This is a genomic window from Tenacibaculum sp. FZY0031 (genome assembly GCF_036350695.1).
Lineage (GTDB): Bacteria > Bacteroidota > Bacteroidia > Flavobacteriales > Flavobacteriaceae > Polaribacter.
Window position 1 is genome coordinate 185,485 of the sequence record NZ_JAZDVY010000005.1, and the last position, 16,524, is coordinate 202,008.

Sequence of the window (16,524 nt, forward strand, 5' to 3'; positions counted from 1 at the left end):
TTTATCTATTTAAAACTCTAGCTGCTTCTTTCGCAAAATAGGTAATAATGATATCTGCTCCTGCTCTTTTCATAGAAAGCAAGCTCTCCATCATTACTTTTTCACCATCAATCCATCCTTTTTCAGCGGCTGCTTTTACCATTGAATATTCTCCACTTACATTATAACAAGCGATTGGTCTATCGAAATTATTTTTTAAATCTCTAATGATATCTAAGTATGATAAAGCTGGTTTTACCATTAAAATATCTGCTCCTTCTTCATCATCAAAAGTTGCTTCACGTAATCCTTCATCTCTATTAGAAGGATCCATTTGATAGGTTCTTCTATCTCCAAACGACGGTGCTGAATCTACTGCTTCTCTAAAAGGCCCGTAAAACCCTGATGCGTATTTTACAGAATACCCCATGATTGGTAAGTTCGCAAAGCCTGTATTATCTAACGACTCACGCATCATCGTTATAGCACCGTCCATCATTCCTGATGGTGCTACCATGTCTGCTCCAGCCTTCGCATGTGATACGGTTTGCTTTGCTAAGTTTACTAAAGTAGCATCGTTATCTACATCATTATCGTGTATTACTCCGCAGTGGCCATGTGAGGTATATTCACAAAAACACACATCGGTAATTACATATAAACTTGGATAGTTCTTTTTTATGAATCGGATAGCTTGTTGCATGATTCCGTTATCGTTCCAAGTTTCAGTACCTTCATCATCTTTTTTAGATGGGATACCGAATAACAGTACTGCTGGAATTTTTAAGACTACAACTTCGTCTAATTCTTTAGAAATGGTATCTAATGAGTAACGGTTGATTCCTGGCATGGAAGGAATTTCTGTTTCAATACCTGTTCCTTCTTCTATAAATAATGGATATATAAAATCATCTACCGATAGCTTGTTTTCTCTAACTAAACGACGGATGTTTTCTGTTTTTCTTAGTCTGCGTGTTCTAAACATAGTTTATTCTTTTACAAAGTGAAGGTTTACCAACTCTAGTACACTTTCTACAGTTGGCATCTTTGCTATTTGTACTTCTTTAAAATGTTTTTTTGCTTCATTAGCAGTACTATCTCCAATACAAAAAGCTATTTTATCAGCAGTGTTTTTTTCCATATAGCTCTCAACTGTTGATGGGCTGTAAAACAGTACTCCGTTTACTTTTTCATCAACTTTTGCTGGACTGTACATGGTTTTATAAGCTTCTACTTCATTTACAATAATTTCGTTTGCTTTTAAAATAAGTGGTAAAGTTTCTAAACGTAAATTACTACAGAAGTAAGTTACCTCTTGTCCTTTCAACTCTTTTGATAAATATTCTGATAGTTTTTTAGCGTTTCTTTCTGAATGCGTTACTTTTCCGATACGTTGTTCGATTAACTTTTTGGTTCTTCTTCCAACACAGTAAATATTTTTAAATTGTAATTCATCTGAAGTAAATGAGTTTAGCAATGCTTCTACTCCATTTTTACTGGTAATAATTACATGTTCAATTTCTTCTTTAACTACTTTAGGAGCAATTCTGTTAAAGCGAATTTTAATAAAATCACTATCCTGAACACTCATGTGTATAGGTAATAATTTCTTTTGCGCTTCAGATAGTTTTTTAGTCGAATAAATTGAAAATTGTTTTTCAATTCCTTCGTCTTCCATCATAATTAACTTCCCTCCTTTATCAATCACATAATTAGCGCAATCTTTTGCAATATATTTATGCTTTCCTACTTTTACTTTTTTACTAACTTCAATTTTCTTTTTACCATCTCTACTCAATAAAATTCCTTTAAAGTTAATTTCTTCTTCTTTTTCATTTATAAAAGCTAATGCCCCAATAGGTGCTGTACATCCACCTTCTAAACGATTTAAGAACTCACGTTCTATACCTGTACAAATCTCAGTGTCTTTGTCATTTAATTCAGCACAAATCTCTTTGATTTCTTCATTCTCCTCTAAAGCAGTAATCATAATTGCACCTTGAGCTGGTGCTGGAATCATCCACGTTAAATTAACTGCTCCTTTAGGTCGTAAACCAACTCTTTCTAGTCCCGCCGCCGCAAAAATAGCACCGTTCCAATCGTTATCTTCTAACTTTTGTAAACGCGTATTTACATTTCCACGTAAACCTTCTACGGTATGTGTTGGGTAACGGTTTAACCATTGTGCTTTTCTACGTAAACTACCTGTAGCAATTACTCCGTTAGGTTGTGCCATAAACTCTTCATTGTCTTTTAACAACAAAATATCGTTATAATTCGCACGTTTTAAAACCGCTGCTTGTACAATTCCTTCTGGCAATACTGTAGGAACATCTTTCATAGAATGTACTGCAATATCAATATCGTCATTCAACATGGCGATATCTAAATTTTTAGTAAAAATTCCTGTGATTCCTAATTCGTAAAGGGGTTTATCTAAAACTAAATCACCCGTTGCTTTAACGGGGATTAATTGAGTTTGATGACCTAATTCTTCTAAAAGTTTTTGAACTTTTTTTGCTTGCCACATAGCCAATTGGCTATCGCGTGTACCTATTCTAATTATCTTCTGCATGGATGGATTCTAAATTTGCTCCGAACACTTTAGCCATTACTTCAATACTTGTATTTACCGAAGTCTCTTCGTCTTTTAAGTGTTTTACAAATTGTGTGGTTATTTTTTGAATAAATCTTGATGTTAATATTTCTGCCTGTTCTTCATCAAAATTTTTAATTTTCTTCTTATGGAAAGCTATTTCTCCTTGTTGAATGCTTTGTAACGATTCTTTTAAAGCAGTAATAGCTGGGGTAAATCTTCTGTGATTTAACCATTCTTGAAATTCTTGATTATGAGTTTCAATAATTGCCTCTGCAAGGGGTACTTCTTGTTGACGAATAGCTAACGTTTCGTCTGTTATTTTTGAAAGATCATCTACATTCACCATCGTTACATTATCTAAATCAGCAACTTCTTTTGATACATTCGCTGGCATTGATAAATCTAAAATCAATAATTCTTTATCTGTTGGAACATGTTCTTTTGTAATTGTAGGAAAACTAGCTCCTGTAGAAACGATTAATACATCGCTATTAGAAACTTCTTCTGCTAAATTTGCATACGACGCTTTTCTAATAGAATTGTGTTCTTTTACAAATTCTGTTGTTTTTTCTTCCGTTCTATTAAGTAAGCTTACCGATGTATTTTGTGTATACTCTGCTAGGTTTTTACAGGTATGCTTCCCCATCTTCCCCAAACCAAATACTAAAATATTTTTCGAGTTATAATCTGACAAATTATTAATCAAGTACTGAACAGCTGCATACGACACCGAAGTAGTCCCTGAACTTAATTTTGTTTCATTTTTAACTCGCTTGCTTGCTTGCATTACATGGTTTAATAAACGCTCAAAGTATGCATTTGTAGTTCCTACTTCTTTAGCTTGTTTAAATGCCTGACGCAACTGACCAACTATTTCGTAGTCACCTAAAATTTGACTATCCAACCCTGTCCCCATTCTAAACAAGTGACTGATAGCTTCTTTATTTTTATAGACATTTGATACGTTTGCAAACTCTTCTACCGAACCATTTGAGTATTTACACAACATGCTTATTAACTGAAAGGGGTGCTCTGCAAAACCACAAATTTCAGTTCTGTTACAAGTTGACAATACAAAAATTCCGTCTACTCCTTTTTGTTTGGCTTCTTCTAAAAGTTGTATTTGATTTTCTTTAGAAATACTAAACTTCCCCCTAATCGCAGCATCAGCTTTTTTATAACTAACGCCTATATTGTATAAATTACTATGATGTTTATTTTCTACTGTCATTGAGTCTTCTTCAAAAAAGTCGGTCAAAAATATAAATATTGAACAAAAAAAAGTATCGCTAAAAGAACTTTTAATGTCGCTATTTGTTTTTTCACTTAAAAACGCCTTAAAAACTTGCACAAAAGTGTATTTTTGCAGTAAAATAGACTAGGAGAAACATTTTACTTTAGAATCGTTCTAAATAGTAAGCTTTCTAAAAACCACAGAATCCATGTCAAAAAACATCGCAGAAAGTACATTCAGAGAAGTACCTATAGAACAAGGTTTTTTCGTGCTAAAATTCCAAAACAACTCTGACAAAATAGAGTTTTTTAAAAGAGATATCGACAACTCTTATATACAACTACATTACTGTGTTAAAGGGAATTGCAAGTTTCATTTCAACAACAACAGCTATACTTTTAACGTTTTAGACAAGCATTCTATTTTCTTATACAACCCACAGCAAGATCTACCAATTAACTTAGAAATATTACCAAAAACCTCTTTGGTATCCGTGCTCATTTCTATTGAAAAATTTCATACATTTTTTTCAAAAGAAGCTAGCTATATCCCTTTTTTAAGTGAAAACAATAAAAACAAAAAGTATTACGACAATGCAGAAATAAACGCTAATGTTTTACTAGTACTTCAACAAATTTTAACGGCAAAAAACCAAAGTTCAATGCGAGACCTTTATATTAAAGGTAAATCATATGAATTGTTGAGTTTACATTTTGACAGTGGTGAAAACACCAATGAAGAATACTGCCCTTTCTTAGTGGATGACCGTGAGGTTTTAAAAATCAGAAAAGCGAAAGACGTTATCATAGCTAGGATGAGTGAGCCGCCAAGTTTACAAGACTTGGCAAATGAAGTGGGGTTAAATCTTAAAAAGTTAAAAGAAGGGTTCAAACAAATTTATGGAGATACAGTGTACAGTTTCTTATTTGACTATAAAATGGATCATGCTAGAAAACTATTAGAAAGCAATCAATACAATGTTAACGAAGTAGGCTTACAGGTTGGCTACAGTACATCTAGTCATTTTATTGCTGCTTTTAAAAAGAAGTTTGGCACGACCCCTAAACAATACGTAATGAGTTTGCAGTAGACAGTAGACAGTAGACAGTAGACAGTAGACAGTAGACAAAATTAAAAACTTACAAAATGAAACAACTCACTCATTATGATATAGAGAACAACCAACAAAACTTTCCAGTAACTATTGTTTGTGACGCTATCCGTACTCCTGAAAATATAGGAATGTGCTTTCGTATTTCTGAAAGTTTCGGAGTATCCAAAATCTATTTACATAAAAGTTCTCCTTCTATAGATAACAGAATTGTTAAGAAAACTGCTCGAAATACGATTCAGCAAATATCACATGATACCTATGGAAATTTTGAACAACTTATACAACAATTAAAAGAAGAAGGAAACACTATTATTGGTATTGAAATTACCGATGAAAGTATAAATATTAGCGATTACGATTTTACTTCACATTCTAAAATTGTGTTACTTTTGGGTAGCGAAAGAAACGGTATAGAAAACGTTAGTTTAGTTGATGCAACAGTAGCTATACCAATGTATGGGCGTAATTCTAGCATGAATGTAATTCATAGTTTAGCTATTGCTCTATACGAAACAACAAACCAATTAAAAGAAAAGATTCTGAAATAAATTCAGCCAAAATATGAAAGGAGTTTTATTAGTAAACCTTGGATCACCAGAAAGTACAAACCCGAAAGATGTAAAAAAATACTTAGGAGAGTTTTTAATGGACGAACGCGTTATTGACGTTCCTTATTGGTTAAGAACTTTTATTGTGAAGGGCATCATCTTAAATACTCGTCCTAAAAAATCGGCAGAAGCCTATCAAAAAATTTGGTGGAAAGAAGGCTCTCCTTTAATCGTTTTATCTGAACGTTTACAAAACAAAGTACAAACAAAAACAGAACTTCCTGTTGCTTTAGCAATGCGCTATGGAAACCCTTCCATTAAAAGTGGATTACAGGAATTACATGATAAAGGAGTTACAGATGTTTTATTGGTTCCGTTATATCCTCAGTTTGCTATGGCAACTACTGAAACTATTTTGGTATTAACTGAAGAGTTACGAAAAGAATTCTTTCCGAACATGAAAATTACAGATGTTCCTGCTTTTTATAATAAACCAGAATATATCAAGGCACTATCCAACAGCATAAAAGATTATTTGGCTGACAAAGATTACGACCATATTTTATTCTCGTACCATGGAGTTCCAGAGCGCCACATTAGAAAATCTGACATTACAAAATCGCACTGTACCCCTCTCCCAGGGAACTTAAGTTGCTGCAATACATCTTCTGAAGCTCATAAGTATTGCTACCGCCACCAATGTTATCAAACTACTAAAAATGTGATTTCTGAATTAGGTTTAGACGAAAATAAAGTATCAACGTCATTCCAATCACGCTTAGGAGTAGACCCTTGGTTACAACCGTATACCGACAGAACGATTGTAAATAAAGCTGAGAAAGACGGTATTAAAAAATTAGCTATTGTAACTCCTGCCTTTGTTTCTGATTGTTTAGAAACATTAGAGGAAATAGCTATGGAAGGTAAACACGAGTTCTTAGAAGCTGGTGGTGAAGAGTTTCATACAGTTCCTTGTATTAACGATAATGATGAATGGGTAGATGTTTTAGTAGGATGGATTAACGATTTCAATAAGAATTAATTATGGACTTTTTATACGTAAAAGCATTACATATCATATTTGTAGTAACTTGGTTTTCCGGGTTATTTTACATAGGTCGCTTATTTATTTACCATGTAGAGGCAGAAAAAAAAGACGAGCCAGCCAAGTCTATATTACAAACCCAATACAAGCTAATGTCTAAACGTTTATGGTACATTATTACTTGGCCTTCTTTATTTTTAGCTAGTTTTTTTGCTTTTTGGATGCTATATAAAAATCCTTTTTATTTAAAAATGCCTTGGATGCATGTAAAATTAGCCTTTGTATTAGCGCTGTATTTTTACCACGGATTTTGTCATAAAATCTACAAAGAACTACAACGTGATGAGATTAAATACACTCCTAATAAACTTCGCATGTTTAATGAAATTCCAACAGTAATTTTATTTGCTGTTGTATTTTTAGTCGTTTTAAAAAGTGCTATTAACTGGATTTGGGGTGTGGTAGGAATTATATTATTTGGAGTATTATTGATGATTGGTATTCGTTACTATAAAAAAGTAAGAGCTAAAAAATCATGGGATAAATACGAGCAAGAGTTGATTGATGAGGATAAAAAAACTAGCAATTAATTTCTTTTTTTCTAACGAGTAACTTTACTATTTTCGCGAAAAATTTTAAATCTTAAACTATGAAAAAAAATTTAATTTTAACAATTGCTATGTTTAGCTTACTAGCTTGTTCTTCCGACGATGAAAACAATTTAGATCCTATTGTAGGAACTTGGTATTTCTTTTCTGATAGTGGAGTAGAAGTCGATGAATGTAATAAAAGATCTACTATACTTTTTAATGATAATGGTACTTTTTCGAGTACCAATTATGGAAATCAAGACGACCCAAATAATTGTGTTATAGAAAACAAAGACAGTGGCACATGGATAAATAATAGTAATAACAAATATCAAATAACTGACATTAAAACTAATACAAAACAAATTTACACTATAACTTTTAGTGACAATGGAAATAGTTTTATGTCAGAAACTAATGGATTTGGAGACACCATAAATATTCAAGTTTTTAAAAGGAAGTAACACAAAAAGCGAAGTTTTAAAACTTCGTTTTTTTTACCCTTTTATCGACTGTTCAAAAGGTATCCTATTTACAATACTTCGTCCAAGCGTCACCTCATCTGCATATTCTAACTCATCTCCTACCGAGATTCCTCTGGCAATCGTTGAAGTTGTAATTCCGTATTGTTCTATCTGTTTGTAAATATAAAAGTTGGTCGTATCACCTTCCATCGTAGAACTTAAGGCAAAAATCAACTCTTTAATTTCGCCTTCTTTTACTTTTTCTACTAAGGATTCAATTTGTAGATTCTGAGGACCAATTCCTTCAATAGGTGAAATTTTTCCTCCTAACACATGATACAGACCTCTGTATTGTGCTGTATTTTCAATCGCCATCACATCACGAATATCTTCTACCACACATACAATCTCTGCATTTCGCTTCGGATTACTACAAATATCACACAACACTGTATCAGAAATATTATGACATTTTTTACACGATTTCACATCGTTACGTAAGTGCGTTAAAGCCTCTGCCAAATACTTCGTGTTCTCTTTCGGTTGTTTTAATAAATGTAACACCAAACGAAGTGCTGTTCGCTTACCAATTCCTGGTAATCGACTTACTTCATTTACTGCATTTTCTAATAATTTCGACGAAAAATCCATGCTGCGAATTTACAATTTTTCAATAAGGATTAAGTATCTTCGTAACTTTAAAATTAAAACTTCAATTCACATGAATTCAGAGATAAGAAACCTAGAACCAAAAGCTGTTTGGAAAAATTTTGCCGACTTAAATGCTGTACCTCGTCCTTCAAAAAAAGAGGAAAGAGTAATACAGTTCATGGTAGATTTTGGTAAAAAACTAAATCTTGAAACCATGGTTGACAAGGTAGGAAACGTAATTATTCGCAAACCTGCTTCAACTGGAATGGAAGACAGAAAAACAGTCGTTATGCAAAGCCATTTAGATATGGTACACCAGAAAAACGCAGATACAGTTTTTGATTTTGATACCGAAGGAATTAAAATGTTTGTAGATGGTGATTGGGTTAAAGCTGATGGAACTACCTTAGGAGCAGACAACGGTTTAGGTGTTGCCGCTATCATGGGAGTTTTAGAATCTACTGATATTCCTCATCCTGCTATCGAAGCTTTATTTACAATTGATGAAGAAACAGGTATGACAGGTGCAATGGGACTTGAAGGTGGATTGTTAGAAGGTGAAATTTTGTTAAATCTTGATACCGAAGAAGACGATGAAATAGGCATGGGATGTGCTGGTGGTGTAGATGTTACTGCTACAAGAAGTTATAATGAAGAAGCTACTCCTGAAAATACTATCGCTTATGAAATTTCTGTCACTGGATTAAATGGTGGTCACTCAGGAATGGACATCATCAAAGGCTTAGGAAACGCTAATAAAATTATGAACCGTTTGTTATTTGACGGTTTTACGAATTTCGGATTACGTGTTTCGGAAATTAACGGAGGTAGTTTACGTAACGCTATTCCTCGTGAAAGTTTTTCAACTGTAGTTATTGATGCTGTTTCTAAAGAACCTTTCTTATTTGAAATACATGAGCTTATTAACAATATTAAAGCTGAGTTCTCAACATTAGAGCCTAAGCTTACTATTGAATTAAAAGAAGTTAACACTCCTGATACTGTAATGGACTTAGGTGTTCAAGAAGGATTAATTAAAGCGGTTTACGCTGCGTTGAATGGTGTATACCGTATGAGTCCTGATATCGAAGGATTGGTAGAAACTTCAAACAATATTGCTCGTATTATTGTAAAAGACGGAGCTATTAAAGTTGGATGTTTAACGCGTTCTTCTTCTGAAACTAATAAATGGGATTTAGCTAATTCATTACGTTCATCTTTTGAATTAGCAGGTTTTGACGTAGAGTTTTCTGGTTCGTATCCAGGATGGTTACCAAATGTAAATTCTGAAATTTTAAAAACTGTAACTGATTTATATGAAGATTTACACGATGAGAAACCTATTGTAGCTGCATGTCATGCAGGATTAGAATGCGGTATTTTAGGTCAAAACTATCCAGAAATGGACATGGTTTCATTTGGTCCAAATATTAAAGGAGCTCACTCACCTGATGAACGTGCACAAATATCATCAACACAAAAATTCTGGAAATTTTTATTAGAGATTTTAAAGAATACTCCAGTTAAGAGTTAAAGACTTACACATAAACTTTAAAACCACAGCTTTTCAGTTGTGGTTTTTTGTTTACATTTATAAAATGAATTTTTTAGCGCACTTATACCTTTCTGAAAGCAATACAAATGTTATGATTGGTAATTTTATAGCAGATCACGTGAAAGGGAATAAATTTTCCCACTTTCATGAAGATATTCAAAAAGGGATTTTACTACATCGCGAAATTGACACCTATACAGATGCGCATGAAATTGTTAGAATAAGTAAACGACGTTTACATGAACGTTACCGACACTACGATGGAGTTATTATTGACATTTTCTACGATCATTATCTAGCAAAAAACTGGAGAATCTACTCAGAAATCCCACTAAACATTTATGTAAGCTCCGTATATCAATTACTCCAAGATAATATGGAGATTCTTCCTGATAAAACACAAAAAATGCTACCCTACATGGTACAGTTTAATTGGTTGTACAATTATCAATTTGCCAAAGGAATTCAAGAAGTATTGAGTGGAATGAACAGACGTACTAACGGAAAATCAAAAATGAACTTAGCTACAGAAGACTTGTTGGAGCATTATCAAACTTTTGAAAACGATTTCACTACTTTTTTTGAAGATCTTCGTTCGTTTTCCCATCAAAAACTAAAAGACCTAAGTTAATAATACATGAAAAAAGCATTCTTATTTTTTTTAACACTCACAGCATTATACAGCTGTAAAAAAGAAAAAGCTGTAGGTACAATTACCGAAAAAGCCATGGTGGTTTCTGCCCGTAAAGAAGCTTCACAAATTGGTTCGGATATCTTACAAAAAGGAGGAAATGCTTTCGACGCTATGGTAGCCACAGAGTTAGCCTTAGCAGTAGCCTACCCTTATGCTGGGAATCTTGGTGGTGGTGGTTTTATGGTTTATCGGAAAAATACAGGCGAAATCGGTGCATTAGATTATCGCGAAAAAGCCCCACTTGCTGCTCACAAAAACATGTATGTAGATAGTTTAGGAAATGTGATTGAAAACAAAAGTACGTTGGGAGCCTTGGCAGTAGGAATCCCAGGAACAGTAGCGGGAGTTTTTGCAACCCATGAAAAATTCGGTTCATTGCCTATTCAAGAAATTTTAAAACCAGTTATAGCTTTAGCAAAAAAAGGCGTTGTAGTTACTCAAAAACAAGAGAATCGTATAAAAAAGTACCAACATTATTTTTTAGAAGTAAACAAAGACTCTATTCTTTTTGACAAACCTTGGAAAAAAGGTGATACTATTAAATACCCTGCTTTAGCAGCAACTTTAGAACGTATTGCAAAAAACGGTCGTGATGAGTTTTACAATGGAGAAACCGCTAAACGCTTGGTTGCTTTTATGCAAAACAATGGAGGAATTATAACCGAAGAAGATTTGACTAAGTACGAAGCTAAATGGAGAACTCCGATTACCTTTACCTACGACGATTTACGAATTATTTCTATGTCTCCACCAGCCAGTGGAGGGATTTGTTTAGCCCAAATAATGAATGGAATTGAACCTTTTGATTTAGATAAATACGGACATAATTCAACAAAAACCATACAGGTAATTACTGAAGCAGAACGCAGAGCTTATGCTGATAGAAGTTTTTATTTAGGAGATCCTGATTTTGTAAAAATCCCTATTAAAACACTTATAAGTAAAGAGTACACAAAAAATCGAATGGCTAATTTTTCTTTTAAAAAAGCTACTTCTTCTGCTGATGTTTCTCACGGAAATATTACCATGGTTGAAAGCGATGAAACCACCCACTACTCTATTGTTGATCAATTTGGAAATGCAATTTCTGCCACTACAACAATTAACGGAGCTTATGGTTCTAAGTTGTACTGCGCTGATTTAGGGTTCTTCCTAAACAATGAAATGGACGATTTTTCAAGCAAGCCCGGTGTACCAAACATGTTTGGTTTAATAGGAGCTGAAGCTAATAAAATTGAACCCGAAAAACGTATGTTAAGCTCTATGACTCCTACCATTGTAGAGAAAAATGGTCAACTACATATGGTTGTAGGAACTCCAGGAGGCTCAACCATCATCACATCTGTATTACAAACCATTTTAAATGTGCATGAATTTGACATGGGAATGCAAGAAGCCGTAAATCAACCACGTTTTCACCATCAATGGTTACCCGATGTAATTAAAATGGAACCCAAAGGTTTTGACAAACAAGTAAAAAAAGACTTACAACAGTTAGGGTATAAATTAGACGAAACCAACTCTCCAGTAATTGGTAAAGTAGATGCTATCTTAGTGCTCCCAAATGGGAAATTAGAAGGTGGTGCCGATCCCAGAGGGGATGATACAGCTCTAGGATTTTAGTTTTTTAACTCAAGCTTTTTATTGCTTAAGGTTTTAACAATTTTTTCACTCCCTTTAACAGTTAATTAAGTAGTTTTAAGGTTTAAAATTTCAACAAAGCATGAAAAAAATACTAACCTTACTTACTTTAGCTATTTGCTATACTGGTTTTTCCCAAGGAACACGCCTTTTAAGGCAACCTACAATATCGAATTCTGAAGTCGTTTTTGTATATGCGAACGACTTATGGAAAGCTCCTATTCAAGGAGGTGATGCTATACGACTTACGAGCGATGAGGGCTATGAATCGAACCCGCATTTTTCTAATGATGGTACTATGATTGCCTTTACTGCACAGTACGATGGGAATACTGATGTATATGTAATTCCAGCTACCGGAGGTGAACCTAAGCGATTAACCTACCACCCAAGTGGTGATTTTGTACAAGGCTGGACTTCTGATAACAAAATTTTATTTCGTTCATCTAGAGAAGGCAGGCCAACTCAAACAAATAAATTTTATACTGTTTCACTAAAAGGAGGATTACCTGAAGTTGTAAATGTTCCAAGAGCCGCTTATGGAGAATTTTCAAAAGACGGCAAATATCTTGCCTATACTCCTATTACAAGTTGGGATGCGGAATGGAGAAATTATCGCGGTGGTCAGGCAATGCCTATTTGGATTTTGAATATGCAAAATCAAAAACTAGTAAAAACCCCTCAAAAAGATAAAGAAAGGCATTTAGAGCCTGTTTGGTACAACGGTAATATTTACTATATTTCTGAAAGAGACTATACCAGTAACATTTGGTCGTACAATCTAGCTACCAAACAAGAAAAGCAACTTACATTTCATAAAAGATTTGACGTAAAAAGCTTAGATGCTAATTCAAACGGAATTGTTTACGAACAAGGAGGATATATTCATTTTTTAACTCCTGAAACTTCTATTACCAAACAAATACCAATAACAGTTCATGGTGATTTAAATTATGCGAGAACTCGTTGGATGGATGTAAAAGGAAGAAATTTAACCAACCCGAATATTTCTCCTAAAGGAAAAAGAGCCATTTTTGAATACCGAGGCGAAATTTTTACCGTTCCAAAAGAAAACGGTACTTGGAGAAACTTAACTAACTCTTCTGGTGTTGCTGATAGATTTCCTGTTTGGTCTCCAAAAGGAGATAAAATTGCTTGGTTTTCTGATAAAAACGGAGAATACGAGTTGGTAATTTCCGACCAAAATGGAGATAATAAATCATATATTAAAATTCCTAATCCTACATTTTATTTCAAACCTGATTGGTCTCCAGATGGAAAGTATGTATCATTTACTGATACACATTTTAATATTTGGGTTTTGAATTTAGAAACTAAAAAAGCTGAAAAAGTAGCGACTGATAATTTTGCACACCCTAATAGAACTATGAACCCGAAATGGTCACCTGATAGTGATTGGATTGCTTATGCTAAACAAAACGAAAATCATTTTAAGTCTATTTATGCATACCAAATCAGTACCCAAAAAACAATTCAAATCACAGATCCTTTAGCAGATGCTATTTCACCTGTTTGGGATGCTTCAGGAAAATATATGTATACCTTGGCTAGTACCAACTATGGGTTAGCTTCTGGGTGGCTAGACATGAGTTCTTACGACCCTTCAGTAACACGTAGTTTATATGCAATTGTTCTGAACAGCAAAGACAAAGCTCCTAACCTACCGAAAACTGACGAAGAGAAAGCTGAGAAAAAAGATTCAGAAGAAAAGAATAAAAAAGAAGAAAAAGACAATAAAAAAACATCAAAAGAAGCTGATAAAATAAAAGTTGTAATTGACGAGAAAGGCATTTTCAATAGAGCCATTGCCTTACAATTGCCTGCTAAAAACTACACTGCTTTATACAAAGCCCCCAAAAATCATGTTTTCATAGCTGAAGCTATTCAAAACACTCCTAGTGTAATTATCCATGACTATGATGTTTCTAAAGAAAAAGCTACTGAATTTACTAAAGGAATCAGTTCTATAACTGTTTCAGAAGATAGAGAATCTGTATTGTTATCAAATAAAGGAAACTGGAGCATTGTAAGCAGTAAATCTCCAGCAAAACCTGGCAAAGGATCTATAAAAACCAATTTAAAAATTAAGGTAGACCCTAAAGCTGAAGCGCATCAAATCTTTAAAGAAGGTTGGCGCTATATGAGAGATTTTTTATATGTTGACAATGTACACGGTGCACCATGGGATAAAATCTACCAATGGTACGCTCCTTGGATTGATCATGTAAAGCACAGAACTGATTTAAACTATGTGGTAGACATTATGAGCGGTGAAGTTGCTATTGGTCATTCATACGTTTACGGAGGCGATACTCCCAAAACCAACTACGTTCCTGTTGGATTATTAGGTTGTGATTTTGAAAAAGCAAATGGTTTGTACAAGTTTTCTAAAATATACAAAGGAGAACGTTGGAATCCTTCTATTAAAGCCCCATTAGGGCTTCCGGGAATTGATGTTAAAGAAGGAGATTACCTACTGGAAGTTAATGGCGTTCCTGTAACTTCAAAAGACAATCCGTATAAGTTCTTAGAGCAAACCGCTGGTAGGGAAATTTATATCAAAGTAAACTCTAAACCTACTTCTAAAGGAGCTAAAACTATTTTAATAAAACCAGTAGCTAACGAAAGAAATTTGCGCTCTATAGACTGGGTAGAAGAAAACAGAAGAAAGGTAGATAAACTATCTAACGGAAAATTAGCGTATGTATATGTTCCAAACACATCAAACAACGGATTTACCTCTTTTAATCGCTATTACTTTTCTCAGCAAGATAAAAAAGGAGTTATTATAGATGAAAGAAATAATGGTGGTGGTAGTGCAGCTGACTATATGATTGATATCTTATCAAGAAAACCTTTTGGTTATTTTAATAGTAAGGCTAACAAAAGAAAACCATGGACAACGCCTATTGCTGGTATTTGGGGGCCAAAAGTGATGATTATTAACGAACGTGCCGGATCAGGAGGTGATTTGTTTCCATATATGTTTAAAGAAAGAAAAATAGGCCCTTTAGTAGGAACTCGTACGTGGGGAGGTTTAGTAGGAACTTGGGATACACCTGCTTTTATTGATGGTGGTAGAATGGTTGCTCCTCGTGGTGGATTTTTTGATTTAGATGGTAATTGGGCTGTTGAAGGTGAAGGTGTGGCTCCTGATATTGAAGTACACCAAGAGCCAAGTAAGGTTTTAAAAGGAAAAGATCCTCAACTCGAAAAGGCTGTTGATGAAGCTTTACGCTTGCTAAAAACTAATGAATTTATTCCTAAACCTGAGCCTGCTCCACCTGTTCGATGGAAAAGACCTAATGGGTATTAAAAATAAAAAAAAGGATAGTTAATTAATTATCCTTTTTTTTATATCATACAACTCGTTACCATGCTAAACTATACTTAGCTTCATACTTTTTACTTTGAGAATTATATCCATAAACTCCCCAATGTTGCTCAAAAAGACCGGCATCAGTTAGCTTCTTATCTTCATCATACATTTCAAAAATAAAACAAGGAATTTTAACATTAAGGTTACGTGGTGTTCCATTTCCACTTTTACAATGATTAATTAAATGTTGATTAAATGTTCGTGCATTTGCTTTTGTTGCTGTAGAGTAAGTAGCAGTAGGTTCTGTAGGCCATCCTGCTTCACCAATAACAATAGGTAAGCTTCCATATCCATTATTTCCTAATGCCACATATAACGCATCATACATTGCGTCAAAAATATTTTTATATGTGTAACTTCCATCATGAACCCAATGCTTTTCACCTGCAGTAAACAAACAATAATCTAAATGAACATTTTTCGGTTGATTTTTTTGAGTAATAAATGGATATACATTAACCATAAATACTGAATTATCTTCTTTTAAAATAGCACAAACATCTAAAATTGTATTCTTAAGACTACCATTGAAAGTTCCTGCTGAAGGAGGATATGAATTTCCCATAATAGCATAGTTAAAAGGTACCGTTACTTTGGTGGCTAGTCCTTTCGCTATAATGGCATTTTTAATGTTTTTTAAAGCATTTACAAGATCTCCAGTAAACTTTTTTCCCCACCAACTTCCTAGAGGTTCATTTCCTACACATATCATTGGAATAGTAGTTGAGTAATCTGATAATACTTTTATGATGGCACTTATAGTAGCTGTATCATAACTAGCACAAACTTTTAAATCTCCATTAGGAATATCGACTAAAACTTGTAATCCTTCCTTAGCAAAAGCACTAATACAATCTGTCTGATTGTAGGTAAACATCTTAACCGCTTTAACGCCTGTTGCTTTTATTTGCGTTGCTGCAGTTGTTGCACTTACTTGTTTTCCAGCACTTTGAAAGGTATTGCTAAAGTTAACACCTATAGTAGAGCTAAAAATTGAAGCATTCATAATA

General features: G+C 33.9%; 14 protein-coding genes. 9 read left to right on the forward strand and 5 right to left on the reverse strand.

Annotation, left to right across the window (positions count from 1 at the left end; genetic code table 11):
* Window position 1 precedes the first annotated feature (1 nt).
* Genes hemB through hemA form a run of 3 tightly spaced genes read right to left on the reverse strand, consistent with a single transcriptional unit; the run spans window position 2 to window position 3,809 of the window.
* Window positions 2–964: a porphobilinogen synthase gene (hemB, locus tag V1T75_RS08690; protein ID WP_330488159.1), complete on the reverse strand. Its 963-nt coding sequence runs from the start codon at window positions 962–964 to the stop codon at window positions 2–4.
* 3 nt (window positions 965–967) lie between these two features.
* The gene (gene hemC, locus V1T75_RS08695) at window positions 968–2,554 is read right to left on the reverse strand and encodes a hydroxymethylbilane synthase (protein WP_330488160.1); all 1,587 of its coding nucleotides are present in this window, start codon (window positions 2,552–2,554) and stop codon (window positions 968–970) included.
* On the reverse strand, window positions 2,538–3,809 hold the full coding sequence (gene hemA, locus V1T75_RS08700; RefSeq protein ID WP_330488320.1) for a glutamyl-tRNA reductase: 1,272 nt from the start codon (window positions 3,807–3,809) through the stop codon (window positions 2,538–2,540). Before hemA ends, hemC begins: the two co-directional genes overlap by 17 nt.
* A 211-nt stretch (window positions 3,810–4,020) precedes the next feature.
* Between hemA and V1T75_RS08705 the strand changes: the two genes are divergently transcribed.
* From V1T75_RS08705 to V1T75_RS08725, 5 genes are read left to right on the forward strand one after another with little or no spacing between them, the layout of a single operon-like run.
* Window positions 4,021–4,902 carry a helix-turn-helix transcriptional regulator gene (locus tag V1T75_RS08705; protein WP_330488161.1) on the forward strand — a complete coding sequence of 294 codons (882 nt, stop codon included), beginning with the start codon at window positions 4,021–4,023 and terminating at the stop codon, window positions 4,900–4,902.
* 56 nt (window positions 4,903–4,958) lie between these two features.
* Window positions 4,959–5,474 (forward strand): TrmH family RNA methyltransferase, encoded by a 516-nt coding sequence (locus tag V1T75_RS08710; protein WP_330488162.1) that lies wholly within the window; start codon window positions 4,959–4,961, stop codon window positions 5,472–5,474.
* Window positions 5,475–5,487: 13 nt separating this feature from the next.
* Entirely contained in the window at window positions 5,488–6,516 is a 1,029-nt protein-coding gene (hemH, locus tag V1T75_RS08715; RefSeq protein WP_330488163.1) for a ferrochelatase, read from the forward strand.
* A 2-nt stretch (window positions 6,517–6,518) separates the two neighbouring features.
* Entirely contained in the window at window positions 6,519–7,109 is a 591-nt protein-coding gene (locus V1T75_RS08720; protein ID WP_330488164.1) for a CopD family protein, read from the forward strand.
* A 59-nt stretch (window positions 7,110–7,168) separates the two neighbouring features.
* Complete coding sequence (locus V1T75_RS08725; protein WP_330488165.1) at window positions 7,169–7,573, forward strand: lipocalin family protein; 405 nt, start codon at window positions 7,169–7,171, stop codon at window positions 7,571–7,573.
* Between the two features lie 33 nt (window positions 7,574–7,606).
* Here V1T75_RS08725 and recR read toward each other — a convergent pair whose 3' ends face one another.
* Window positions 7,607–8,224: a recombination mediator RecR gene (gene recR / locus V1T75_RS08730; protein WP_330488166.1), complete on the reverse strand. Its 618-nt coding sequence runs from the start codon at window positions 8,222–8,224 to the stop codon at window positions 7,607–7,609.
* A gap of 70 nt (window positions 8,225–8,294) precedes the next feature.
* Between recR and V1T75_RS08735 the strand changes: the two genes are divergently transcribed.
* The 4 genes from V1T75_RS08735 (at window position 8,295) to V1T75_RS08750 (ending at window position 15,451) form a co-directional block, all read left to right on the forward strand.
* Window positions 8,295–9,758 (forward strand): aminoacyl-histidine dipeptidase, encoded by a 1,464-nt coding sequence (locus V1T75_RS08735; protein WP_330488167.1) that lies wholly within the window; start codon window positions 8,295–8,297, stop codon window positions 9,756–9,758.
* Between the two features lie 64 nt (window positions 9,759–9,822).
* On the forward strand, window positions 9,823–10,410 hold the full coding sequence (locus tag V1T75_RS08740; protein WP_330488168.1) for an acyl carrier protein phosphodiesterase: 588 nt from the start codon (window positions 9,823–9,825) through the stop codon (window positions 10,408–10,410).
* 6 nt (window positions 10,411–10,416) lie between these two features.
* Window positions 10,417–12,096 (forward strand): gamma-glutamyltransferase, encoded by a 1,680-nt coding sequence (gene ggt, locus V1T75_RS08745; protein WP_330488169.1) that lies wholly within the window; start codon window positions 10,417–10,419, stop codon window positions 12,094–12,096.
* A 100-nt stretch (window positions 12,097–12,196) separates the two neighbouring features.
* Window positions 12,197–15,451, forward strand: a complete 3,255-nt coding sequence (locus V1T75_RS08750) for a S41 family peptidase (RefSeq protein ID WP_330488170.1) — start codon at window positions 12,197–12,199, stop codon at window positions 15,449–15,451.
* A 55-nt stretch (window positions 15,452–15,506) separates the two neighbouring features.
* On the opposite strand, the gene V1T75_RS08755 is transcribed toward V1T75_RS08750, so the two are convergent.
* Window positions 15,507–16,520 carry a glycosyl hydrolase family 17 protein gene (locus tag V1T75_RS08755; protein WP_330488171.1) on the reverse strand — a complete coding sequence of 338 codons (1,014 nt, stop codon included), beginning with the start codon at window positions 16,518–16,520 and terminating at the stop codon, window positions 15,507–15,509.
* Window positions 16,521–16,524 lie beyond the last annotated feature (4 nt).